Source organism: Bradyrhizobium sp. USDA 4369, assembly GCF_054056435.1.
Genome location: NZ_JBSRYH010000001.1, coordinates 8,139,826 through 8,161,763, shown reverse-complemented (window position 1 = coordinate 8,161,763; position 21,938 = coordinate 8,139,826). Strand labels below are relative to the sequence as shown.

20 protein-coding genes are annotated in these 21,938 nt (G+C 65.7%); 19 read left to right on the top strand and 1 reads right to left on the bottom strand.

Translation table 11 applies throughout. The features are described 5' to 3' along the window. Positions 1 to 2: 2 nt before the first annotated feature. The 7 genes from ACVIJ6_RS36965 (at position 3) to ACVIJ6_RS36935 (ending at position 8,855) form a co-directional block, all read left to right on the top strand. Complete coding sequence (locus ACVIJ6_RS36965) at positions 3 to 1,229, top strand: CaiB/BaiF CoA transferase family protein (protein WP_456776795.1); 1,227 nt, start codon at positions 3 to 5, stop codon at positions 1,227 to 1,229. 42 nt (positions 1,230 to 1,271) lie between these two features. After that, complete coding sequence (locus ACVIJ6_RS36960; protein ID WP_456776794.1) at positions 1,272 to 2,207, top strand: fumarylacetoacetate hydrolase family protein; 936 nt, start codon at positions 1,272 to 1,274, stop codon at positions 2,205 to 2,207. A gap of 37 nt (positions 2,208 to 2,244) precedes the next feature. After that, positions 2,245 to 2,781 (top strand): (2Fe-2S)-binding protein, encoded by a 537-nt coding sequence (locus ACVIJ6_RS36955; RefSeq protein WP_456776793.1) that lies wholly within the window; start codon positions 2,245 to 2,247, stop codon positions 2,779 to 2,781. Beyond that, positions 2,771 to 5,368 carry a xanthine dehydrogenase family protein molybdopterin-binding subunit gene (locus ACVIJ6_RS36950; RefSeq protein WP_456776792.1) on the top strand — a complete coding sequence of 866 codons (2,598 nt, stop codon included), beginning with the start codon at positions 2,771 to 2,773 and terminating at the stop codon, positions 5,366 to 5,368. Before ACVIJ6_RS36955 ends, ACVIJ6_RS36950 begins: the two co-directional genes overlap by 11 nt. Continuing rightward, on the top strand, positions 5,365 to 6,267 hold the full coding sequence (locus ACVIJ6_RS36945; RefSeq protein WP_456776791.1) for an FAD binding domain-containing protein: 903 nt from the start codon (positions 5,365 to 5,367) through the stop codon (positions 6,265 to 6,267). The genes ACVIJ6_RS36950 and ACVIJ6_RS36945 overlap by 4 nt, the downstream gene beginning before the upstream one ends. A gap of 18 nt (positions 6,268 to 6,285) precedes the next feature. Continuing rightward, complete coding sequence (locus ACVIJ6_RS36940) at positions 6,286 to 7,086, top strand: crotonase/enoyl-CoA hydratase family protein (protein ID WP_456776790.1); 801 nt, start codon at positions 6,286 to 6,288, stop codon at positions 7,084 to 7,086. 116 nt (positions 7,087 to 7,202) lie between these two features. Next, positions 7,203 to 8,855 carry a 3-(methylthio)propionyl-CoA ligase gene (locus tag ACVIJ6_RS36935; protein WP_456777172.1) on the top strand — a complete coding sequence of 551 codons (1,653 nt, stop codon included), beginning with the start codon at positions 7,203 to 7,205 and terminating at the stop codon, positions 8,853 to 8,855. Between the two features lie 113 nt (positions 8,856 to 8,968). On the opposite strand, the gene ACVIJ6_RS36930 is transcribed toward ACVIJ6_RS36935, so the two are convergent. Beyond that, positions 8,969 to 9,886, bottom strand: coding sequence for a LysR family transcriptional regulator (locus ACVIJ6_RS36930; RefSeq protein WP_456776789.1), 918 nt, complete (start codon positions 9,884 to 9,886; stop codon positions 8,969 to 8,971). A 150-nt stretch (positions 9,887 to 10,036) separates the two neighbouring features. Here ACVIJ6_RS36930 and ACVIJ6_RS36925 point away from each other — a divergent pair, with 150 nt between their 5' ends. From ACVIJ6_RS36925 to ACVIJ6_RS36870, 12 genes are all read left to right on the top strand, one after another. Then, positions 10,037 to 11,476, top strand: a complete 1,440-nt coding sequence (locus ACVIJ6_RS36925) for a form I ribulose bisphosphate carboxylase large subunit (protein WP_012042812.1) — start codon at positions 10,037 to 10,039, stop codon at positions 11,474 to 11,476. A 67-nt stretch (positions 11,477 to 11,543) separates the two neighbouring features. Beyond that, entirely contained in the window at positions 11,544 to 11,885 is a 342-nt protein-coding gene (locus tag ACVIJ6_RS36920; protein WP_456776788.1) for a ribulose bisphosphate carboxylase small subunit, read from the top strand. 10 nt (positions 11,886 to 11,895) lie between these two features. Beyond that, entirely contained in the window at positions 11,896 to 13,593 is a 1,698-nt protein-coding gene (locus ACVIJ6_RS36915; RefSeq protein WP_456776787.1) for a CsoS2 family carboxysome shell protein, read from the top strand. Beyond that, the gene (locus tag ACVIJ6_RS36910; protein WP_456776786.1) at positions 13,590 to 15,119 is read left to right on the top strand and encodes a carboxysome shell carbonic anhydrase; all 1,530 of its coding nucleotides are present in this window, start codon (positions 13,590 to 13,592) and stop codon (positions 15,117 to 15,119) included. Before ACVIJ6_RS36915 ends, ACVIJ6_RS36910 begins: the two co-directional genes overlap by 4 nt. Continuing rightward, on the top strand, positions 15,116 to 15,406 hold the full coding sequence (locus ACVIJ6_RS36905; RefSeq protein ID WP_456776785.1) for a carboxysome peptide A: 291 nt from the start codon (positions 15,116 to 15,118) through the stop codon (positions 15,404 to 15,406). Before ACVIJ6_RS36910 ends, ACVIJ6_RS36905 begins: the two co-directional genes overlap by 4 nt. Further along, complete coding sequence (locus tag ACVIJ6_RS36900) at positions 15,396 to 15,656, top strand: carboxysome peptide B (protein ID WP_008961423.1); 261 nt, start codon at positions 15,396 to 15,398, stop codon at positions 15,654 to 15,656. Before ACVIJ6_RS36905 ends, ACVIJ6_RS36900 begins: the two co-directional genes overlap by 11 nt. Before the next feature lie 87 nt (positions 15,657 to 15,743). After that, positions 15,744 to 16,052 (top strand): BMC domain-containing protein, encoded by a 309-nt coding sequence (locus ACVIJ6_RS36895; protein ID WP_283813086.1) that lies wholly within the window; start codon positions 15,744 to 15,746, stop codon positions 16,050 to 16,052. Positions 16,053 to 16,195: 143 nt separating this feature from the next. Further along, a complete protein-coding gene (locus ACVIJ6_RS36890) occupies positions 16,196 to 16,492 on the top strand; it encodes a BMC domain-containing protein (RefSeq protein WP_011925335.1) in 297 nt (98 codons plus the stop codon). A 35-nt stretch (positions 16,493 to 16,527) separates the two neighbouring features. Then, complete coding sequence (locus tag ACVIJ6_RS36885; protein ID WP_456776784.1) at positions 16,528 to 16,806, top strand: hypothetical protein; 279 nt, start codon at positions 16,528 to 16,530, stop codon at positions 16,804 to 16,806. Further along, positions 16,803 to 17,750 (top strand): NUDIX domain-containing protein, encoded by a 948-nt coding sequence (locus ACVIJ6_RS36880; protein ID WP_456776783.1) that lies wholly within the window; start codon positions 16,803 to 16,805, stop codon positions 17,748 to 17,750. The genes ACVIJ6_RS36885 and ACVIJ6_RS36880 overlap by 4 nt, the downstream gene beginning before the upstream one ends. Then, on the top strand, positions 17,747 to 19,375 hold the full coding sequence (locus ACVIJ6_RS36875) for an NADH-quinone oxidoreductase subunit L (RefSeq protein ID WP_456776782.1): 1,629 nt from the start codon (positions 17,747 to 17,749) through the stop codon (positions 19,373 to 19,375). The genes ACVIJ6_RS36880 and ACVIJ6_RS36875 overlap by 4 nt, the downstream gene beginning before the upstream one ends. After that, positions 19,372 to 21,912, top strand: coding sequence for a YbcC family protein (locus ACVIJ6_RS36870; RefSeq protein ID WP_456776781.1), 2,541 nt, complete (start codon positions 19,372 to 19,374; stop codon positions 21,910 to 21,912). Before ACVIJ6_RS36875 ends, ACVIJ6_RS36870 begins: the two co-directional genes overlap by 4 nt. Positions 21,913 to 21,938: the final 26 nt, after the last annotated feature.

Here is a 21,938-nt window from a genome sequence, read left to right as displayed (position 1 = left end):
CCATGCGAGGAACTCTTTCCGGCGTCAAAGTCGTGGACTTCTCCCGCGTCCTCGCGGGTCCTCACTGCGCAAAAACTCTGCTGGATCTCGGCGCGGACGTCATCAAGATCGAGCCGCCGGCAACTGACTTCTCGCGGATGGCTTATCCCCGCAATGGGGAGACGTCGGGCTACTACGCGCAGCAGAACGCAGGCAAGCGCAACGTGTCGATCAATCTCAACATTCCCGCTGCGCGTGAGATTGCTCTGCGTCTGTGCGATCAGGCGGACGTGATCGTCGAGAATTTCAGGCCAGGCACGATGGCCGCCTTCGGCCTGGACTATGAGAACATCCGCAAGCGCAATCCTCGCGTCGTCTATGCGTCCATTACCGGCTACGGGCAGCAAGGCGTTTGGAGCTCTCGCATGGCCTACGCTCCGACGGTGCATGCGGAGGCAGGCATCACCGCGAATACAGCCAACCAGTTCGGCAAGCCGAACGGATCGCTGCGGACGGACTCCCTTTCGCACGCCGACGTCTATTCGGGCCTTCACGGCGCCATTGCCATCCTTGCCGCGCTCAGGCACCGCGACCTCACGGGTGAGGGCCAGTACATCGACATCGCCATGGCCGCAGTGATGCTCTCGATCAACGAGCGCCTGCATTACGACCTGTCGGATGTCGAACTCGGCGACGAGACCCCCGTGCTCGGAGCCACCGATTGCCCGTTCTTCGTTGGTCCCGGCGGAGAAACCTTCGTGAGCTCGATGAGCCTGGTCAGCAGTCTCTCCTTCCCGCTCTACCTGATCGCGATGCGCCGCCTCGATCTTATGACGGATCCGCGTTTTACAACGCCGGAGCTTCGAAAGAAGAACCTCGAAGAGCTTCACGCGCTGGTTCAGGAATGGATCTGGACCTTCTCCGACATGGCCACGCTCGACGCCCAGCTCGATCTTGCGAAGATCGCAACCGGTCAGGTGCGCCACGTGAAGGAAATTGCGTCCAGTCCCTGGGCCGCCGAGTGGTCCGCCATAGAGGTCGTGTCTGACCGGGTCGGTGGTGAATGGAAGCTGCCCGGACGTCCCTGGCACTTCAGCCAGACGAACGGCGACTCGTCGAAGCCGAGGCTTCCGGCGTTGCAGGGCGAGCACAACGACGAGGTGCTGCTCGAGCTCGGCTTCAGCGCGGAAGAGATCGCGAAGCTTCGCGCCAGCAATGCTCTCGTTCAGCCGAGCCGCCAGGCGAACTGACGAACCGTCTCATACCGTCTCATGTGATCGGATGATCTGAAAATGCGTTGGTCGACATATGTATCCCCATCCGACAACAAGGACCGGGTAGGGCTTGTGGTCGGAGAGACGATCCATGGGCTCGCGCCCGGGATCACCCTCATCGAGCTCTTGAGCAAGGGGGGCGGGGCGCTTCAGGACTATGCTGGCGCAGCGATCGTCAGGCCCAGCGAGCGGATCGAGCTCAGTCGCGCGAACCTGCGTGCCCCGGTGCCGACCCCGCCATCGATCCGGGACTTCATGGCGTTCGAGGCTCATGTGAAGACGTCCATGCGGGCCTTGAACCGACAGGTGCATCCTGACTGGTATCAATTGCCTGTCTTCTATTTCACCAATCCGGCTTCTGTGCGTGGCGCACGTGAAGCTGTGAAGATTTCGCCGGGCTCTCAGGCGTTCGACTACGAGCTGGAAGTGGCCGCGATCATAGGCTCGCCCGGATCCGACATCGCCGTAGAGGATGCGAGTTCACATATCGCCGGCTTCTGTCTGATGGCGGATTGGAGTGCGCGGGACCTGCAGGCGCGGGAGATGCAAATTGGGCTCGGTCCGTCGAAGGGCAAGGACGGAGCGATGAGCTTCGGTCCGTTCATGGTGACGCCGGACGAACTTGAAACGCGAATCAAGGGGCATAGCCACGATATGGCGCTATCTGCCTCTGTAAACGATAAGCCCTATAGCAGCGGAAATCTCGCAGACATTTATTGGTCGTTTGCGGAGATGATCAGCTACGCGTCGCGCGGCACTCGCCTTGTCGCGGGCGACGTGATCGGCTCCGGAACGGTGGGTACGGGAAGCATCGTGGAGCTAAGGACGACGTCCGGACCCGAGGCGTATCCTTGGCTCTCTGAAGGCGATCGGGTTCGGCTCTCGGCGGATATTCTAGGCTCCATAGATGTGCGCATCGAACGCGGAACGGAGCCGCTACCCTTGCGGGGGTGAACACGCTGCGCCAAGCGAGAGCAAAGGGGGAGGCACCATGTCGGAACACGCCATTACGGTCGTGGTCAATGGCGTCCGTCATCAGGGACGCGTGCCATCGCGCAAGCTGCTCGTCCATTATTTGCGGGACGATCTACGTCTCACCAGCGTTCATGTCGGATGTGACAGCACTCAGTGCGGCGCCTGCACAATCCATGTTGATGGACACGCGGTCAAGTCCTGCACAGTGCTGGCCGTTCAGGCCGACGGCGCGACCCTGAGGACCGTCGAGGGCGTGGCAACCGCCGGAGTCCTGCATCCTCTCCAGCAGGCGTTCCAGGACTGCCATGCGCTGCAATGCGGCTTCTGCACGCCAGGCATGATCATGAGTTTGCTGGATTTGCTTGAACGCTACCCCGATCCGAGCGACGCCCAGGTTCGGGCGTGGCTCAAGGGAAATTTCTGTCGCTGCACCGGATATCAGCACATCATAGAGGCCGTCTGTTCGCTCGGACATGGCTCACGCTCGGCCCCGAACGAGCCTGCGGACACCTGCGAAGGTCCTCTACAGGCCCGAGGATGCCATGCCTGCTGACGAAGTTCTCGCCGGGAAGATCTCACTTCGCGCGCGGCCCGACGCCGCGATGCCTGCCGGGCCGGATGATGCTGGCCAATTCGGGCGGCCGGCGCGACGTCGCGAGGATCTGCATCATCTGTTGGGCCGGGGTCGGTTCACCGATGACATCGTGGCGAGCGGTGAGGACACCCTTCATCTGACCATTCTCCGCAGTCCTCATGCGCATGCGAGGATCCGGCGGATCGATGTCGCCCGGGCGAAGGCCATGCCGGGTGTCATGGAGGTGCTCATCGGTGCGGATCTGACGCAAGACGTGGGGCCGCTCAGGGCCAATTGGGTCTGGCCGGGAATGCCGCTGCCCGAGCACCGCGCCCTGACCGAGAGGGTTGCGCGATATGTCGGTGAGGGCGTCGCTCTCGTGGTGGCCACCGACCGATACATTGCCGCCGACGCGCTTGAGGCGATCGATATCGACTACGAAGTTCTTGCTGCAGTCACCGATCCCTACCGCGCCGCCCAGGCGGGTGCCTCTGTCGTTCACCCTGAACTCGATGGAGCATCGATTCGCGGTAACGTCCTGCAACATGTACCTGTTCGCGCAGGAAACTATGCCGCGGCAAGGAAGAAGGCCGACGTCATCGTAACTCAGCGGCTGCGCAACCAGAATCTCGTTCCCGGGGCGATGGAGCCGCGCTCCGTCCATGCGTCATACGACGCGACGACGGAGGTTGTGACGGTCCATCTGTCGAGCCAGGTGCCGCACATCATGAAGCGGATGTTGGCGCAGGTTCTGAATGTCGATGAGCATCGTCTGCGGGTCATCGCTCCGGACGTCGGTGGAGGGTTCGGCGCGAAGTTGCACCTCTATCCCGAAGACGTTCTGGTCACCGCGATGGCGTTCCGACTGAAGCGGGCGGTGAAGTGGACGTCGACACGGACGGAGGATTTCGTCAGCACCAATCGCGGCCGTGACCACGTGCAGGAGGTCGAGATTTGCGCCACGAGAGACGGAACGATCACCGGCCTCAAGGCGACGATCTGGGGCAACCTCGGTGCATATGTCTCGGGCATGGGGCCCGGCATCCCGGCAGTCAACTGCGGAATGATCCTGACCGGCGTCTATCGGATTCCCAATCTGCACGTCGACACGCATTTGATGCTCACCAACACATCTCGCGTCGACACCTATCGTGGGGCCGGACGTCCAGAAGCGACCTACCTGATCGAGACGATGGTCGACCGGGTGGCTCGACGGCTCGGGCTGGATCCGGTCGAGGTCCGCCGGCGCAACTTCATCCCACCGTCGGCGTTTCCATACACGATCTCCTCCCACGCCTTCTGCTACGACAGTGGAGACTATCCCAAGAACCTGGAGAAGGCGCTGGAGATCGTGGGATATGCGGGCCAACGCGCAGAGCAGGAGCGGCTTCGGAAGCTCGGCCGATACCTGGGAATCGGACTTGCGACCTACACGGAGTTTACCGGCATCGGTAACGGCAATCTGTTGGCGATGTTCGGCTTCAACTACGGCGGTTGGGAGTACGGTCGTGTTCTGGTTCATCCAACCGGAACGGTCGAAATTCACACCGGCTCTGCGGACCAGGGACAGGGCCATGCCACATCCTATGTGCAGATCGTCTGTGATGTGCTCCAGATTCCGGCGCGGCAGTGCAGCGTTGTCGAGGGCGATACGGGCCGGGTCGAATTCGGCCTCGGAACGTTCAATTCGAGGTCCATGGCGGTGGGAGGTGCGGCGCTGCACGAGGCTGCACGACGTCTGCTCGCGAAAGCCAAGAGAATGGCTGCGCATGCCCTGGGTGTGACAGCGGGCGACATCGTCTATGCCAAAGGCATTTTCAGTGTGCGCCCTGAAATGTCGCCGTTCGCGCAGGGCAGTCGCGTGCTGAGACGACGCACCCGTGGCCTGGTCGGAAAAGTGTACCGCCATTTGCTGGGTGTCCAGCCGGTTCAGGTTGGAGCGGGGCGCAATGAACTCTCCTGGGAGGAGGTGGCTCGGCTCGCGCACTTCCTCACGACATATCCAAACGGGCTGGAGCCTGGCCTGGACGAGCGTGTCTTCCACAGGCCGAAGGACTTCGTGTTTCCGTTCGGCACCTACGCTGCGGTGGTGGAAGTCGATGTGGAAACGGGGGATGTCGATGTTCGCCGTCTCGTAGCCGTCGACGACTGCGGCAGGATCATCAACCCGTTGCTGGCACGCGGACAAGTCCATGGTGGCGCGGCTCAGGGACTGGGTCAGGCGCTTCTCGAACAAGGTCTCTACACGGACGACGGCAGGCCGCGAGCCACGAACTGGATGGGCTATGCGTTTCCTCGCGCCCTGCACATGCCCTATATCGAAACCGAGCACACCGTCACTCCGACGGATCGAAATGAGTTGGGCGTCAAGGGAATCGGCGAATCGGGCAGCATCTGCACGCCTCCAGCCATCGTGAATGCTGTTCTGGATGCGCTCTCTCCGCTCGGGGTCACGCATCTCGACATGCCTCTCCTGCCTGAGCAGGTGCTGAGTGCAATCAGCGCGGCCAAGCGCGAACAGTCACGGCGTGTCAACTTCATCGGAAGCGGCGCGGTCGCAACATGATCAGCTGTGAATTCGAGTATTGTAAGCCGGACAGTCTACCTGCCTTGATGCAGATCTTGACCGTGCATCCGGAGGCAACGCTGCTCGCCGGAGGGCACGCGCTGCTGCCTGCGATGAAGTCGCGCGAGATCCGGCCGGAGAGGCTGGTGGATCTTTCAGCGATTCCGGAATTGCGCGGCATCCGCCGCGGTTCCGGCGCGATCGAGATCGGGGCCATGGTCACGACGGCCGAGGTCGAACATTCATCGCTGCTCAAGGAAGCGTTTCCGCTGCTTCCGGAGGCAGCAAAGGTCATCAGCGACCCCCTGATCAGGAACCGGGCGACGATCGGGGGATCTCTCGCGCAGGCCGAACCGTCCGGCGACTGGCCGGCGATTGTACTGGCTGTTGGTGGCATCGTCCATCTGACCGGTGTGGCCGGAGAGCGTGCCGTTCCTATCGACGATTTCTTCCAGCTCGAGACGACGCCTGCGGGCAATGGTCTCGCCGTCGGGCGACGCACCGCTGTCGCGAGGTCGGAGGTGATCACCCATGTCTCGATTCCTCTCGTGCAAGGCGACGTTCGACGCAGCTACCTGAAGCGCATGCATCCAGCGTCCGGCTTCGCTCTGATCGGCGTGGCCGCCGCCCTGCGGCTCGACCGGGATGGACGGTGTGATTGGTGCAGGATTGCGATCACAGGCGCCGCGTCGGCAGCCTTCCGAGCCCTGCAAGCTGAACGATGCCTCGTCGGAAAATCCATCTCCGGGGAGATCATTCGGGACGCGTCGAGGCTGGCGGGGGCAGAGAGCGTGGAATTCATCGGTGACACGTTCGGATCGTCGGCGTACCGCCGGCAGATGCTGCCCGTCTACGTGGGCCGGGCGCTGAGCGAGGCCATCGATCCCGTCCGAGTCTAACCGTCAAAGGACATTGAAGTGACCAGGCAGAGAGTGAATGTGAGCGTAGACGCAGACGGCGTGGCTGAGGTCGTGCTCGCGCGCGACGAAAAGTTGAATGCCCTGGACGACGCCATGTTCGAAGCGCTCGCGGCGGCAATCGACCGCTTGCAGTCGGATCGCATCGTGCGTGCCGTTGTGCTCCATGGCGAGGGCCGCGGCTTTTGTGCCGGCTTGGACAAGAGCGTGTTCGAGAGAATTCTGGCGCAGGGCACGGGAGCCATGGGCAACCTTCGCGAACGTACGCATGGCGATGCGAATTTGTGGCAGCAGGTTGCCTGGGGGTGGCGGAAACTGCCGGTGCCCGTCATTGCCGCGGTCCATGGAACGGCGTTCGGAGGCGGGCTGCAGATCGCGCTTGGTGCGGACATCCGCTACGTCCATTCCGAAGCTCGGCTTTCGGTCGCGGAGGTCAAATGGGGTCTCGTTCCCGACATGTCGGGCTGCATTGCCTTGACGGAGCTCTGCCGCGCGGATGTCGCGCGTGAACTGGTTTTTAGCGGCCGCGTGTTCAGTGGGGTGGAGGCCGGGGAACTCGGGCTTGCCACGCATGTGAGCGATGACCCGCTGAAACATGCGCGAGCGTTTGCGCGGCATGTCAGCACGCTGAGCCCAGATGCGGTTCGCGCAGGCAAGCGTCTCTTGAATGCTGCGGCGCCTGTCGACTCGCGACGGGTTCTGATGCTGGAATCTCTGGAGCAGCAGCAGGTTCTTGGGAGCCCAAATCAGATCGAGGCGATCCGAGCCGGAACGGAGAAGCGCAGCCCCCGGTTCTGTTGAACGGATCGACGCGCTCTTCGCCGCATCTCAATTTGTCGAGAAGCGGCGGACAAGATCGCGACGCGGAAGATTGGCACAAACGAACCCTGATTGATTGGAAAGTCGAAGTGGAAGCAATGTCCCACGATCGAAAGAGTCCGCTCATCGGCCAGATGATGAGCGATCCGCTGCTGATCTCTGGTATCATCCAACACGCGGACCGTCACTTCGGTGGCAACGAGATCGTCTCGCGAGAGGCGGATGGCTCGCTTCATCGCTACAACTATAGAGACTGTCACCGGCGCGCTCGGCAGATGGCGCATGTGATCAAGGATTTACAGTTGGAAATGGGCGATCGCGTGGCCACTCTGGCCTGGAATGATTTCCGCCATCTCGAGCTCTACTATGCCGTTTCGGGCTCGGGTGCAGTGATCCACACGATCAATCCGCGGCTTCACGTCGACCAGATCGCCTACATCGTCAATCATGCCGAGGATAAATGCCTGTTCTTCGATCCGGCATTTCTGCCGCTGGTGGAGGCGGTCGTCCATCAATGTCCGACGGTCAAAGCGTTCATAGCCTTGTCCAGCAGAGAAAGGATGCCGGTGTCGACCGTGATCCCGGACCTGTTGTGCTATGAGGAGCTGATCGCAGCCGCTTCCGACGCGTATCGCTGGCCAGTGTTCGACGAGAATGCCGCATCCGGGCTCTGCTACACTTCCGGAACGACGGGCAATCCCAAGGGCGTGCTGTACTCGCATCGTTCCACCGTCTTGCACTCTTACGCGTCCGCGATGCGAGATGGATTGGACGTATCGGCGCGCGAAGTTGTCATGCCCGTGGTTCCGATGTTTCATGTCAACGCGTGGGGCTTGCCCTATTCGGCGCTGATGACCGGGGCCAAGCTGGTGTTGCCGGGGGCCGGCCTGGACGGAAAGTCGCTGTACGAGCTGTTCGAGAGCGAAGGCGTGACGTTCTCGGCGGGCGTACCGACCATTTGGCTCGGGCTGCTCGGCTATGTCGAGCAGAACAAGCTGCGCTTCTCCACTTTCAAGCGCACCGTCATTGGTGGAGCGGCCTGCCCACCCTCGATGATGAAGGCGTTTCGCCACGAGCATGGTGTCGAGGTCGTCCATGGGTGGGGCATGACGGAAATGTCTCCCGTGGGAACGACAGGCACCCTGCAGAATCACCATCTGAAACTTTCCAGCGAGGCGCAAGATGCGATCCTGCAGAAGCAGGGCAATGCCATTTTCGGAGTCGACCTCAAGATCGTCGACGACCATGGGCAGGAACTGCCTTGGGACGGCAAGACCTATGGAAATCTTCTGGTTAAGGGTTCGTGGATCGTCGAGAGCTATTTCAAGAACGAGGGCGGATCGATCCTGGAGAACGGCTGGTTTCCGACCGGCGATGTCGCCACCATCACGCACGATGGCTACATGCAGATCACGGATCGCAGCAAGGATGTCATCAAGTCCGGCGGCGAATGGATCGGGACGGTCGAGCTGGAGAACATCGCGATGGATCATCCTGCCGTGCAGCACGCGGCGTGTATCGGTGTTGCGCATCCCAAATGGGACGAACGTCCTCTGCTCCTCGTGGTCAAGAGGCCGGGAGCTGCCGTTTCGAAGGACGAGCTGATCGGGTTCTACACAGGGAAAGTCGCCAAATGGTGGGTGCCGGATGACGTGTGTTTCGTCGAATCGCTCCCGATCGGGGCGACCGGGAAGGTCCTGAAGAACAGACTTCGCGAACAGTTCAAAGACTTTCGGTCGTCTGTGTCCTGAGACGAAACGACCGTGGCTGGGACAGCGCCGACTTGAAAATCCGCTGGACGACCTGTCTGTGGCGAGTAGCAGGTGTCGACCTGCACGGCCTGTGCGGCTCTCGTGTTCGAGCGCTACGGTGGCTGGCGCTGCTCGCCGGCACTCTGTGAGACTCTCTCCACCAGGAGATTGCGGAAGGCCTCGGCTGCGCCGGACAGCCGCTTGTCCTTGCGGTGAAGCACAAACCAGCGCCGGTAGAGTGGAAATCCCTCCACTGGAAGGATCACCAGGCGCTTGGTCTCCAGTTCGAGCTCGATCGTCTGGGCCGGGACGACGCCGAGTCCCAGCCCGGCCTGAACCGCCTGCTTGATCGCTTCGTTGGTGCTCAGCTCGCAGCCGGGCCGGTAGGTGACGTTGTGCTCGGCGAGGTAGCGCTCCACGGTCGCGCGCGTGCCGGATCCGGTCTCGCGCAGCACCAGCGTCTCGTCGGCCAGAGCCGCAAAGCCGATGGGACCTCGGCCGGCAAGCCGATGCCGCGGGGGGGCCACCACCACCAGCGGATTGTCCATGAAATAATGACTGACCATGTCGGCGCTGTCCGGCGGCTGGCCGGTGATGGCGAGGTCGGTCTGGTTGTCGGCGAGTGCGGCCAGCACGGCGTCGCGGTTCACCACGCGCAGGCTGACGCGGACTCCCGGATGGCGCTCGGTGAAGGCGACGATCACCGGCGGCAGGAAGTAGTTGGCGCTGGATACGACGGCCAGGCGCAGCACGCCGCGCTCGAGACCACGGAACTGATCCATCGTCGCCTTCAGCTCCGACATCTGGGCCGCGATGCGCTGCGCGTGCACCAGCAGCTCGCGTCCGGCTTCTGTGAGCTGCAGCTTCTTGCCGATCTGCTCGATCAGCGGCAGACCGATCTGGTCCTCCAGCTGTTTGCACTGCATCGACACTGCCGGCTGTGTCAGATGCAGCTCGGCCGCAGCGCGCGTGATCGCGCCGTGGCGGCCGACGGCTTCGAAGATGCGCAGATGTTGCAGAGTGATGTGCATGGCGCGTCTTTGCGGTGCAACGAATAGCCGGACGATAGCACGCGTCGCGCAATCATCAAGAATGCAGATGCCAGCATAAGAACCAATGAATGTTATTTCGCGGCCATCGATGTTTTTCTGTCGTCAACGAACAGCGAGAGGGAGGATGGCATGGCAGAGAAGAGCTATCAGGCCGGCGTCAAAGAATATCGCAAGACCTATTGGACGCCGGATTATGTTCCGCTCGATACTGATCTTCTGGCGGTTTTCAAGATTGTCGCGCAGGCCGGCGTGCCGCGCGAGGAAGCTGCTGCCGCTGTCGCAGCCGAGTCGTCGACGGGCACCTGGACCACGGTTTGGACAGACCTGCTGACCGATCTCGACTATTACAAGGGGCGCGCCTATCGCATCGAGCCGGTTCCCGGCGACGACAATGCGTTCTACGCCTTCATCGCCTATCCGATCGATCTGTTCGAGGAAGGCTCTGTCGTGAATGTGCTGACCTCGCTGGTCGGCAACGTCTTCGGCTTCAAGGCGGTGCGCAGCCTGCGCTTGGAGGACATCCGCTTCCCGCTCGCTTATGTGAAGACCTGCGGCGGGCCGCCGAACGGCATCCAGCTCGAGCGTGACCGGCTGAACAAATATGGACGTCCGCTGCTCGGCTGCACCATCAAGCCCAAGCTCGGCCTGTCGGCGAAGAATTACGGCCGCGCCGTCTATGAATGTCTGCGCGGTGGACTCGATTTCACCAAGGACGACGAGAACATCAACAGCCAGCCGTTCATGCGCTGGCAGCATCGCTTCGAGTTTGTGATGGAGGCCGTGCATAAAGCGACGTCGGAGACCGGCGAGCGCAAGGGGCACTATCTCAACGTCACCGCGCCGACGCCGGAGGAGATGTACAAGCGCGCCGAATTCGCCAAATCGCTCGGCGCGCCGATCATCATGCACGACTTCCTCACCGCCGGCTTCACCGCCAATACGGGCCTGGCGAACTGGTGCCGCGAGAACGGCATGCTGCTGCACATCCACCGCGCGATGCACGCCGTGCTCGATCGCAATCCGATGCATGGCATCCACTTCCGTGTCCTGACCAAGTGCCTGCGCCTGTCGGGCGGCGATCACCTGCATTCGGGCACGGTGGTCGGCAAGCTCGAGGGGGACCGCGAGGCGACGATCGGCTGGGTCGACCTGATGCGCGAGCCCTTCGTGCCGGAGAACCGTGCCCGCGGCATCTTTTTCGATCAGGATTGGGGCGCGATGCCGGGCGTGATGCCGGTGGCATCGGGCGGCATCCATGTCTGGCACATGCCGGCGTTGACCGCGATCTTCGGCGACGACGCCTGCTTCCAGTTCGGCGGCGGCACGCTCGGTCATCCCTGGGGCAATGCCGCCGGCGCGCACGCCAATCGCGTGGCGCTGGAAGCCTGTGTCGAGGCGCGCAACCAGGGCCGTCCGGTCGAGCGCGAGGGCCGCGAGATCCTCACCGAGGCCGCGCAGCACTCGCCCGAGCTGAAGATCGCGATGGAGACCTGGAAGGAAATCAAGTTCGAGTTCGACGTCGTCGACAAGCTCGATACCGGTCCGATGCTGCGCGTGGTCAACGCCTGAACCGGCAAGCCCACCTCCGTCCATCGCTGTCTCGATCACGCGTCATTGAAAACGCCAGGGAACCTCCATGTCCGAAGCCGTCGCCTACAAGTCCGCGGAGCGCCGCGGCGAGACCTTCTCTTATCTGCCGCCGATGACCCAGGACCGGCTGCGCAAGAACATCGCCTATCTGATCTCGCAGAACTGGAATCCGGCGATCGAGCACACCGAGCCGGAGAAATCGATGTCGAGCTTCTGGTATCTCTGGAAGCTGCCGATGTTCGGCGAGCGCTCGATCGAGCGCATCCTCGGCGAGCTCGAAGCCTGTCATCGCGCCAATCCCGGCCAGCATGTGCGCTTGATCGGCTACGACAACTACGCGCAGTCGCAGGGCACCGCGTTCATCGTCTACCGCGCCGGCGGACGCTAGAGGTCGCGCCATGTCCGCTCCATCCTCATCATCCGGCCGCGCCGCGTCGATGGCGCGCCGCGCGGCCCTCGCCGCCGGCAAGACCGCGCTGCCGCCCGCAAGCCAGCGGGTGCGTGACGGCTTCCGCAGTGCCTCGTTGCCCGAGCCGGGCAGTGGTGAAGCCGCGCTGCCTGCATCTGTCGCGTCATCTGTCGCGTCGGCGACGGCGGTTGTGCCGGCGGCGATCTCCAGCACGAGCCTGTCGGGACGATCCCTGGCGATGCAGCGCCGTCGTCTGTTGGCCGGCGGCAAGCAGGCGCTGAAAGCCGGTACCGCGATGGTGACGCCGGCCAGCCAGATCGAGGTCGAACCGCCGTCACCACCGCGGACGGTGCGCGAGCGCCCGCGCAGCTACGTGCCGAAGGTGACCGAATCCGACACCCAGGGCGGCCAGCGTGTCACCGGCCGCAGCGTCGGCTACGGCGGTCAGATCACCGGTGATCTGCGCGGCGGCCGGCAGCCGGTGTCGGGGACGGCGTATTTCGGGCCGAGCTCCGGCGCGGCCTGCGCCGGCGGTGCAGCCAAGGTCGGGCTGTCGCGCACCGCCGGCGGACTCGTCGTGTCCGGCACGCTGACGCGCAGCGCCGTGACGATCACCGGCGACGAGCCCGGACATGGCGTGACGATCACCGGCGAGGTCGAGCAGACGCCCGACGACGATCTGACGCGCCGCCCGGCGCCGATGGCCGCTCGCGGCGCGCGTCAGCGCGTGCGGCCGCCGCGCATGGAGATGACTGAACTGGGGCAACCCGTCACCGGCGGCTCGCCTGGCTGCTCGCCGCGCATCACCGGCGACGACGTCGTTGCCGGTGGCCGACAGGTCACCGGCGTGCAGCATCTCAACCGCTGGGGCGTGCCACCCGGAGCCGCCGCGCGATCCAAGGTGGCGGTGGCGCAGAGCTGGGGCGGACAGCGCATCACCGGCTCGGATGTCGAGCACCATTCGCGCGTGACCGGTGACGCACCGGCCGCAGCCACGCTGCTGACCGGGAGCCAGTACCAGGGACCGGCGACGGCGGCGCAGTGGGCGGAGCCCGAGGCTGCCGCGCGCCGGCAGCGCCGCGCATCGGCGGCGGCCGTCACCGGCGACACGCCGCGGCCGGATCAAGGCGTCACCGGTACGGCGCGCGGGTCCACGCGTGACATCACCGGCACGCCGTATTACCGCGCCGACAGCCGCGGCACGACGGCGGATGCGGCGATCTCGGTCGACGCCATCGGCCAGCGCTTCTCGATCCGCTCGCCCCAACGTGCCGCGCAACTGCGCGCGGCCGGAACGGCCACAGCAGCAGCGAGCGAGCGCATCACCGGCGCGTTCGCAGCCGGCGGCAGCAAGGTGACCGGCAATCTCGAATTCGCCGGCCGGCCGCGGCTGCGGCAGGCCGGCGACATGGCCGGGCATGGCCGCCTCACGGGCGAAGGCATCAGCCACGGCCATGTCACCGGTGACGCCTGGAGCGAACAGTCGCGCGTCACCGGCACCGAAGGCGCCTTCGCCGCCGCGCGCAATCCGAGCGAGCGCGGCCCGCGCGCCAAGCCGTTTGCCGGCGCAGCCAGGTTCAAGCAGCAGGCGTCTCACGAGGAGGCCAAACAGCTCGTGACCGGGATGTTCGGCTATTTCTCCAAGACCGGCGCCCGCGTCACGCTATCCGGGGGAGCGCAAAGTTGAGAGGGACAGCACTCCATGCGGCGCGCCGCGCCGCCGCGGCTGGACCACGCCATCGCCCGCCGCCGCGCGGCTGGGACGGATGGCCGGCACGCCCCAGCGAGCCTGAGGCGGGACGCCATCCGCTCGCCGACCGCACCGTCAGCCAGACGCTGCGTCGCCGGGCCGACGAGATCGAAGCCGCCTTCGGCGCGATCGCGCCGACGCTGCAGGAGCTGGCGCCGCGCCAGTTCGCGCCTGATTTCGCCGCGCATGCCGCGGCGACGCTGCATGCGCGGCTGCAGCTCGACATTCCGCCCGCTGCGCTGGTGGCGAGCTGGACCGCGCCGCTCGACCTGCGCACGCTGCATGCGCGCTGCGTGCTCGGCACGTTCTGCCGCCTGATCGAGCGCGCCTTCGATCGCGGGCTGTCGCATCTCGTTGACGGCGAGCCGGCGGATGCGCTGATCCGCCGCTGGGGCTTCCATGCGATCGACATCACGCCCTGCGCCGACGGCCGGCTGAGCGGCGTCACCGACTACATCCTGCGGGTGCCGCCGAGCATCGTCGCTTTCCGCGAATCCCATGCCGGCGCGATGTTCGACGTCGCGCAGTCCGTGCGGCACTGGGAAAGCGTCGAGCTGCAGCGCTGGCGCAACGGCACGCCGAACGCCGCCGAGGCGCCGACGCGCTTCCTCAAGATCGGCGTCTATCATTTCAGCAGCATCGCGCCGCGGCACGAAGGCTGCGCCGCGCATGGCAGCGACGATGCGCGCGCCGCCGGCACGCTGTTGGAGCGGCTGAACCAGTTCGAGCAGGCGATGCGCACGCTGCACGGCGCGCGCTGTGCGGTGGCGACGCTGCTGATCGGCGTCGACACCGACACCGATGCGATCCGTGTCCACGTGCCCGACGCGGCCGGGCGGGTGGACATCCTGCGCCACGCCGGCAGCGCGATGCTGTACGACGCCACCGCGCACCTGCCGCGCGAGCACGCCAAGGAGGCGATCCGTGATGCGGTGGCGGGCTGCGCTGGCGTGACGGCTGACGATGTCGAGACCGAGGGCATGCGCTGGTTCTGCGGCTATCTCCTGAAGAACAATATCGGCCAGGTCGAGGCGGTGCGCGACTGGCACCGCGGCCGCTACGCCGATGCCGGGCATACCGAGCGCCTGATCGTGGTCGGCGATCCCGTCGACGATGTGCAGCTGCGCAATCTCGCATTCCAGGCGCAGATGCGCACCGTGGAGGAGGGCGCCGCCGATCTCGATGTCGGCATTCGCATTCTGCGCACGCATCACGCGCCGCAGCACCTGCCGGTGCCGGTGTTGGCGCATATCCGCTTCGATCCGCGCATTCCCGGCGCCGCGGTCGCTGCGGAGCAGCAGGCCCGGCGGCTGGCGGCCGCGATCCTGGCGCGTCATGCGGCGCTCGCCGCGCGCGGCGAACTCATCGTTGCGGCTGTGGTGCGTGCCGCGGATGGCAGCGCGCTCACCCCGATCGATCTGACGGCGTCGCATGGCGACGCTCCACCGGAGGCCCACCCATGAAGATCTGCCAAGTGGAAGGCACGCTGGTCGCCACCGCGCGCATTCCGGGATTGCTGAACCGGCGGCTGCTCGTGGTCAAGGAGCGCGGCAGCAGCGCCAAGCAGGTCGCGGTCGATCCTGTCGGCTGCAAGCCCGGCGACTGGGTGATTGCGGTCGGCAGCTCGGCCGCGCGCGACGCCGCCGGCAGCAAGGATTTTCCGAGCGACCTGACCATTGTCGGCATCATCGACTATTGGGACGATCCGGCCGGTCGGGCGGCGCAGAAGGTGGCCGCCAATGCAGATTAGCCGTGTCGTGCGCGACCTCGTCACCACCAAGCGGGTGTTCTGGCTCGCGTCGAAATCGCTGCGCGTGGTCGAGGACCCCGCCGGCAATCTGGACGTGGTGGTGGATCCGATCGGCACCAAGCCGGGCGATTACGTCATCACCATCGGCTACTCGGCGGCGCGCGCAGCCGCGGGCAATCCGAACATCACGACCGATCTCACCATCGGCGGGATCATCGACGATTGGAGCGAGGAACGCTGGCGCGCCTGACCAGCGGACGACCGACTGAACCATCAACAGCAGAGCAAGCGGAGGAGAGCACTGATGGCAACCGAGAAGATGGGAATTGCCTTGGGCATGATCGAAACGCGCGGCCTGGTGCCGGCGATCGAGGCAGCGGATGCGATGACGAAGGCGTCCGAGGTGCGGCTGATCGGCCGGCAGTTCGTCGGCGGCGGCTATGTCACGGTAATGGTGCGCGGCGAGACCGGTGCGGTCAACGCCGCGGTGCGGGCCGGCGCCGATGCCTGCGAGCGGGTCGGTGATGGCTTGGCCGCGGCGCATATCATCGCCCGCCCGCATATCGAGGTCGAGCACGTGCTGCCGAAGCCCGGCATGACCCGCCTCGAGGACCAGAGCCTGGCGCGCATTCCCGCAGCGGAATAGCGCCGACATCGTCGCGCGCTTCGCCGCCGCCACGGCATGCGGCAGACGCGTGCCGATAACGACGTGATGAATTGAATTCCCCTCACAGCAAGATCGGACAGGAGAGAGAGATGGCAAGCGAGCGGTTCGGGATAGCGCTGGGCATGATCGAGACACGCGGCCTCGTGCCGGCGATCGAGGCGGCGGATGCGATGACGAAGGCGTCCGAGGTGCGGCTGATCGGCCGGCAGTTCGTCGGCGGCGGCTATGTCACGGTGATGGTGCGCGGCGAGACCGGTGCGGTCAACGCCGCGGTGCGCGCCGGCGCCGATGCCTGCGAGCGCGTCGGCGACGGGCTCGCGGCCGCGCACATCATCGCTCGCCCGCACAGCGAGGTCGAGCACATCCTGCCGCTTTATCCGCAAGGCGAACTGCTGAGCGATGAAGTCGCTGCGCAATGACGCCGACAGCCGCTTGTTGATCACGGAGGCGAGAAATGCAGCCCACCATCGAACTGCCCGAGGCGTGGAAGGCCGTGAGCCAGCCGCCATCCTTGTTCTGTCGCTATGAGTTCAAATCCTACGCAGAGACGCGCGAGTTCCTGGATGGCCTGGCCGTGCTGTCCGAGGAGACGCGTCTGTTCCCCGATCTCGGCTTTGCCCGCACCTTCGTCAACATTACCCTGCGGGGCCGCGACGGCGCGGCGCCGGGGGCGGCCGAAATCGATTATGCGCGGCGCGCCGCGGTGCTCGCCGCGGCCTGGACCGGGCCATGATCGGCCTGTCGTCCCACCACGCCGCGCAGCGGCCGCGCGCGATGAGCTCGCCGGTGATCGAGGTCGCTGTTGCCGTCGTGCAAGACGATCGCGGCCACGTGCTGCTCGCCGAGCGTACGACGCGGCAGATGGCGGCGGGGTTCTGGGAACTGCCCGGCGGCAAGATCGACAGCGGCGAAAGCGCATCCGCCGCCGCGGTGCGCGAGCTCGACGAGGAGACCGGCATCCGCGCCACCGCGCTCCGCCCGTGGCTTTGCTACATGCATGCGTTTCCGACCAAGCGGGTGCGCCTGCATATCTTCCGTGTCGAGCGCTGGCGCGGCACGCCGGCCGGCCGGGAAGGTCAGCGCCTCGCCTGGGTCGACCCGGCTGCACCCGGCGTGGCACCGCTGCTGCCGAGCAATGCCCGCGCGATGTTCGCGCTTGGCCTGCCACAGTTGCTGGCCGTGGTCGATCACGACGATCCGGCGCGCGCCGCTGCGGCGGCCGTCGCGGCATGCGGTCGCGGCGCCGGCCTGATCGTCATCCGGGCGCAACGCTACGCCCCCGACCAGCGGATCGCGCTGACGCGGAGGATCATCGCTGCGGTCGCGCATGCCGGGCCGCGCGTACTGCTGCAAGGATCTGCGCTCGAAGCGCAGCGCGCCGGTGCGCATGGCGCGTTCGCCTGTTCCGTCGCCCTGCGGCGCAGCGCGGCGCGGCCGTCCGTGCGGCTCTGGGGCGTTGCCTGTGACGATGCCAGAGATCGTGCGCTCGCCGCGCAGCGCGACGCCGATTTCGCGATCGAGACGCCGCCGCTCTTGCTCGTGGCAAACAACCGGCGGGCAGGCCTGACGATGCTGCAGGCCGATCTCACAGCTGCGGAGCTGCCGCTGTTCAAGCCCGCCGCGACCGCCGCCCGTGACACATCTCGTTTTCCTGCGACAACGGGAGTCCTGACATGATGATCTCCTCGCTCTGGCTTGCAATGTCCGGCCCTGCGGCACTGCTGGCCGCCTCTCTCGCGCCCGCGATCAAGCCGGACCTATCGTACCAGGCCGTGAACCGGATGGCCGCGATGGCCTCCGGTGTCGCCGGCGCAGCAGCATTCGTCACCGCAATCGGGGTGGCGACCTCGGGCGCGCTGCATACGCCGGCGCTGGCCATCAGCGGCATCGGCTTCGGCCTCTATCTCGACAGCGTCAGCGCGACGATGTTCTGCTTGGTGTCGTTCATCGGCGCCATCGTGCTGCGCTACAGCTTCACCTACATGGATGGAGATCCCGGCCAGATCCGCTTCATCCGCCTGATGTGCCTGACCCTGGCCGCGGTGCTGACGCTGGCGATCTCGGGCAATCTCCTGCAGTTCACCTTGGCCTGGTCGGCCACCAGCCTGGCGCTGCATCGACTCCTGGTGTTCTACGCCGAGCGGCCGGCGGCGGTGATCGCGGCGCGCAAGAAGTTCCTCGCCAGCCGGCTCGGCGACCTGTTCCTGGTCGCGGCGATGCTCCTGCTCTACGCGGCGTTCGGCAGCCTCGACTATGAGAGCATGTTCTCGGCCGCCCAGGCGATGCGCGGGCACGGCGCGATACCGCTCGGCGTCCAGATCGCGGCGGTGCTGATGGTTTTCGCCGGCCTGTTGAAGTCGGCCCAGTTCCCCGTGCATGGCTGGCTGATCGAGGTGATGGAGACGCCGACCCCGGTCTCCGCGCTGCTGCATGCGGGCATCATCAATGCCGGCGGCTTCCTGGTGCTGCGCTTCACCGATGTCATCTCGCTGTCGCTCACCTCAATGGATCTGCTCGCGGTGATCGGCGGCTTCACCGCGCTGTTCGGCTCGGTGGTGATGCTGACGCAGACCTCGATCAAGGTCTCGCTGGCCTGGTCGACCATCGCGCAGATGGGATTCATGATGATGGAATGCGGCCTCGGCGCATTCGCGGCCGCGCTCCTGCACATCGTCGCGCACTCGCTCTACAAGGCACATGCCTTCCTGTCCTCGGGCAGCGTCATCGACATCGCCCGCGCGTCCTGGACGCCGAGCCCCGGCGGCAAGCCGCACCCGTTCCGGCTGATCTTCTCGATCGCCGGCGTGTTGCTGGTGACCTTGCTGTTCAGCGTGCTGACCGGGGCGACGCCGGCCCGCCAGCCCGGCGTGTTCGCGCTCGGCGCGGTGCTGCTGCTCGGCTTGATCCACCTCGTCGCCAACGGCATCGACGAACGGCCGAATGCCTATGTCGTCGTGCGCACGCTGGCGCTCGCGGCCGTGGTCGCGGCGGCCTATTTCGGCCTGCAACTCGTCGCCGAGCAGATGTTCGCGGGCGCGCTGCCGAAGACCGAGGCGCTGCGTGGGCCGCTCGGCATCGCCATCGTCGCGCTGATCGTGCTGTCCTTCGCGACCGTCACCTTCCTGCAGGGCATGGTGCCCAAGCACGCGACGGAGCCGCGCTGGCAGGCGCTGTACGTCCATGTCGCCAACGGCTTCTACGTCAACACGATCACCAACCGTCTCGTGCTGCATTACTGGCCCGGGCCGGCGCCGACATCCGTCCCCGTTCGTCTTCCAATCGTGCTGAGGGAACACCCATGAGCGATGTGATCGACCGTGAGGCGCCGGCCGCCGTCCTGGCCCCGACGCCGCTGCTGCGACACGCCATCGAACGCGCCTGCCGCCGTATCGCGCCGGTGTGGCCGCTCAAGAACTTCGTCGCCGTCAACCCGTTCCTGGGCTTCAGCGACCGCAGCTTCCACGCGACCTGCGCCATGCTGCATCGGGTCGCCCGCATCGATACGCTGATGCCGCGGGCGTTCTACCGCGAGGCCATTCGCAACGGCACGATCGAAACGGCGGATCTCGCGGCGGCGCTTGCCGCCGCGCCTGCGGATTGGCGTCTGCCGACCGAGGCCGCGGAACTGCTCAAGCTCGCTGACAACGACCGGATCGCGCGCAAGCCTCCGGCGGTGGTCGCGACAGTGGCCGAAGTGCTCAATGAGCTCGCGGCCGGCGATCGCCATGTGGCGCGCACCGCGTTCATGACCGACGAGATCTCGCGCTGGTGCGCCGCCTATTTCGACGAGGGCCAGTCGGTGTGGCGGATGCCGGCGCGCGGGCTGCGCCCCTATGCGGCCTGGCGCGCCTGGGTGCGCTACGACCGTAGTCCGGAGATGATGGGCATTGCGCGGTTCCGCGCCCTGGTCGCCGACATGCCCGACGACTACGTCGCCGCCATTGCCACGGTGGTCGAACGGCTCGGCATTCCCGCACGTGCGGTCGAGGATTATCTGCACCAGGCGCTGCTCGAGATCGGCGGCTGGGCCGCCTATGCGCGCTACCTGATGTGGAACCACGAGCTCGCCGGCGATCGCGATGACACGCTGGAGCAGCTGCTGGCGATCCGCGTGGTGTGGGGCTACACGCTGTTTGCGCAACGCACGGACACGGCGTTCCGCGAGGCTTGGCGCCGCGCGATGGAGCAGGCGGCGCTGCCGCCGCTCGACGATCAGCTCGGCGGCGATCCCGACTTCTGCATCAACGTGGTGCTGCAGGAAGCCTTTGAGATCGCGTTCCGACGCCGCCTGCTCGATCGTCTCGCCGGGGCGCCCGCGGCGCGCACCGCCGGCGCGCGGCCGGCGGTGCAGGCCGCGTTCTGCATCGACGTGCGTTCCGAGGTGTACCGGCGGACTATGGAGTCAGTCGGCGACGGCGTCGAGACCGTCGGATTCGCCGGCTTCTTCGGCTTCCCGATCGAGTTCGTGCCGATCGGTCATGTCACCGGCCGCGCTCATTGCCCGGTGCTGCTGCGGCCGCAATTCACGGTATGCGAGGCCGTCGGCGGAACGTCCGAGGAGGAGGACTCCGAGATCCTGGTCATGCGCCTGCTGCGCCGCCGCGTCAGGAAGGCCTGGAAGTCCTTCAAGCTGTCGGCGGTGTCGTCGTTCATCTATGTCGAGACGGCGGGGCTGCTGTTCGCCGGCAAGATCCTCAGCGACAGCCTTGCGGTGACCCGCACCGTGCACGACCCGAACACTGACGGGCTGGACGACGACCTCATCGGCAGGCTTGGCCCACGCATCGAGCCGCGCCCGGTCGGCGGTCGCGCCACCGGCTTCGATCCGGCTCAGCGGGTCGCGATGGCCGAGGCGGTGCTGCGGGCGATGTCGATGACCGGACCGTTCGCGCGCCTGGTGATGCTGACGGGCCATGGCAGCACGACGGTCAACAATCCGCATGCGTCAGGATTGGACTGCGGCGCCTGTGGCGGACATACTGGCGAGGCCAATGCGCGGGTCGCGGCGGCCATCCTCAACGATCGCGACGTTCGCGTCGCGCTGCGCCAGCGCGGCATCGACATTCCGGACGACACCGTCTTCCTCGGCTGCCTGCACGACACCACGACCGACGAGATCAGGCTGTTTGACATCGAGCAACTGCCCGCGTCTCACGCCGACGACCTGCGGCGCCTGCGGGCGCTGTTGGCCAAGGCAACCTCGCTGACGCGGCTCGAGCGCGCGGCGCTGCTCGGCATAGCTCGCGGCGCGGCGACGGAGCAGCAGGTGGTGACGCGAAGCCGCGACTGGGCCCAGGTCAGGCCGGAATGGGGCCTGGCCGGCAATGCCAGCTTCATCGCGGCGCCGCGCATCCGCACCAGAGGAATCGATCTCGGTGGCCGCAGCTTCCTGCATGATTACGACTGGCGCCAGGACAAGGACTTCGGCACGCTGCAGCTGATCATGACCGCGCCGATGGTGGTGGCGAGCTGGATCAACCTTCAATACTATGGCTCGACGGTCAACAATGCCGCGTTCGGCGCCGGCAACAAGGTGCTGCACAATGTCGTGGGCACGCTCGGCGTGCTCGAGGGCAATGCCGGCGACCTCAAGGTCGGGCTGCCCTGGCAGTCCGTGCATGACGGCAGCCGCTTCGTCCACGAGCCGCTGCGCCTCACGGTTCTGATCGAGGCCCCGCTCGAGGCGATCAACGGCGTGATCGCGAAGAATGACATCGTGCGCGAGCTCGTCGACCATCACTGGCTGCATCTCTACGCGATCTCGCCGCAAGGCCGGGTCTCGCACGCTTATCGCGGCCATCTGCTCTGGCAGCAACTCGATGAGCGGGCAGAAGCCTGAGCGTCGGAGGGGGATGCGCTGATGCC

Coding starts and splice junctions, on each gene's coding strand:
- ACVIJ6_RS36875 (WP_456776782.1), top strand. CDS start 17,747: ATGATGATCTCCTCGCTCTGGCTTGCAATGTCCGGCCCTGCGGCACTG.
- ACVIJ6_RS36935 (WP_456777172.1), top strand. CDS start 7,203: ATGTCCCACGATCGAAAGAGTCCGCTCATCGGCCAGATGATGAGCGAT.
- ACVIJ6_RS36945 (WP_456776791.1), top strand. CDS start 5,365: ATGATCAGCTGTGAATTCGAGTATTGTAAGCCGGACAGTCTACCTGCC.
- ACVIJ6_RS36905 (WP_456776785.1), top strand. CDS start 15,116: ATGAAGATCTGCCAAGTGGAAGGCACGCTGGTCGCCACCGCGCGCATT.
- ACVIJ6_RS36925 (WP_012042812.1), top strand. CDS start 10,037: ATGGCAGAGAAGAGCTATCAGGCCGGCGTCAAAGAATATCGCAAGACC.
- ACVIJ6_RS36920 (WP_456776788.1), top strand. CDS start 11,544: ATGTCCGAAGCCGTCGCCTACAAGTCCGCGGAGCGCCGCGGCGAGACC.
- ACVIJ6_RS36965 (WP_456776795.1), top strand. CDS start 3: ATGCGAGGAACTCTTTCCGGCGTCAAAGTCGTGGACTTCTCCCGCGTC.
- ACVIJ6_RS36960 (WP_456776794.1), top strand. CDS start 1,272: ATGCGTTGGTCGACATATGTATCCCCATCCGACAACAAGGACCGGGTA.
- ACVIJ6_RS36880 (WP_456776783.1), top strand. CDS start 16,803: ATGATCGGCCTGTCGTCCCACCACGCCGCGCAGCGGCCGCGCGCGATG.
- ACVIJ6_RS36900 (WP_008961423.1), top strand. CDS start 15,396: ATGCAGATTAGCCGTGTCGTGCGCGACCTCGTCACCACCAAGCGGGTG.
- ACVIJ6_RS36955 (WP_456776793.1), top strand. CDS start 2,245: ATGTCGGAACACGCCATTACGGTCGTGGTCAATGGCGTCCGTCATCAG.
- ACVIJ6_RS36915 (WP_456776787.1), top strand. CDS start 11,896: ATGTCCGCTCCATCCTCATCATCCGGCCGCGCCGCGTCGATGGCGCGC.
- ACVIJ6_RS36870 (WP_456776781.1), top strand. CDS start 19,372: ATGAGCGATGTGATCGACCGTGAGGCGCCGGCCGCCGTCCTGGCCCCG.
- ACVIJ6_RS36950 (WP_456776792.1), top strand. CDS start 2,771: ATGCCTGCTGACGAAGTTCTCGCCGGGAAGATCTCACTTCGCGCGCGG.
- ACVIJ6_RS36930 (WP_456776789.1), bottom strand. CDS start 9,886: ATGCACATCACTCTGCAACATCTGCGCATCTTCGAAGCCGTCGGCCGC.
- ACVIJ6_RS36885 (WP_456776784.1), top strand. CDS start 16,528: ATGCAGCCCACCATCGAACTGCCCGAGGCGTGGAAGGCCGTGAGCCAG.
- ACVIJ6_RS36895 (WP_283813086.1), top strand. CDS start 15,744: ATGATCGAAACGCGCGGCCTGGTGCCGGCGATCGAGGCAGCGGATGCG.
- ACVIJ6_RS36890 (WP_011925335.1), top strand. CDS start 16,196: ATGATCGAGACACGCGGCCTCGTGCCGGCGATCGAGGCGGCGGATGCG.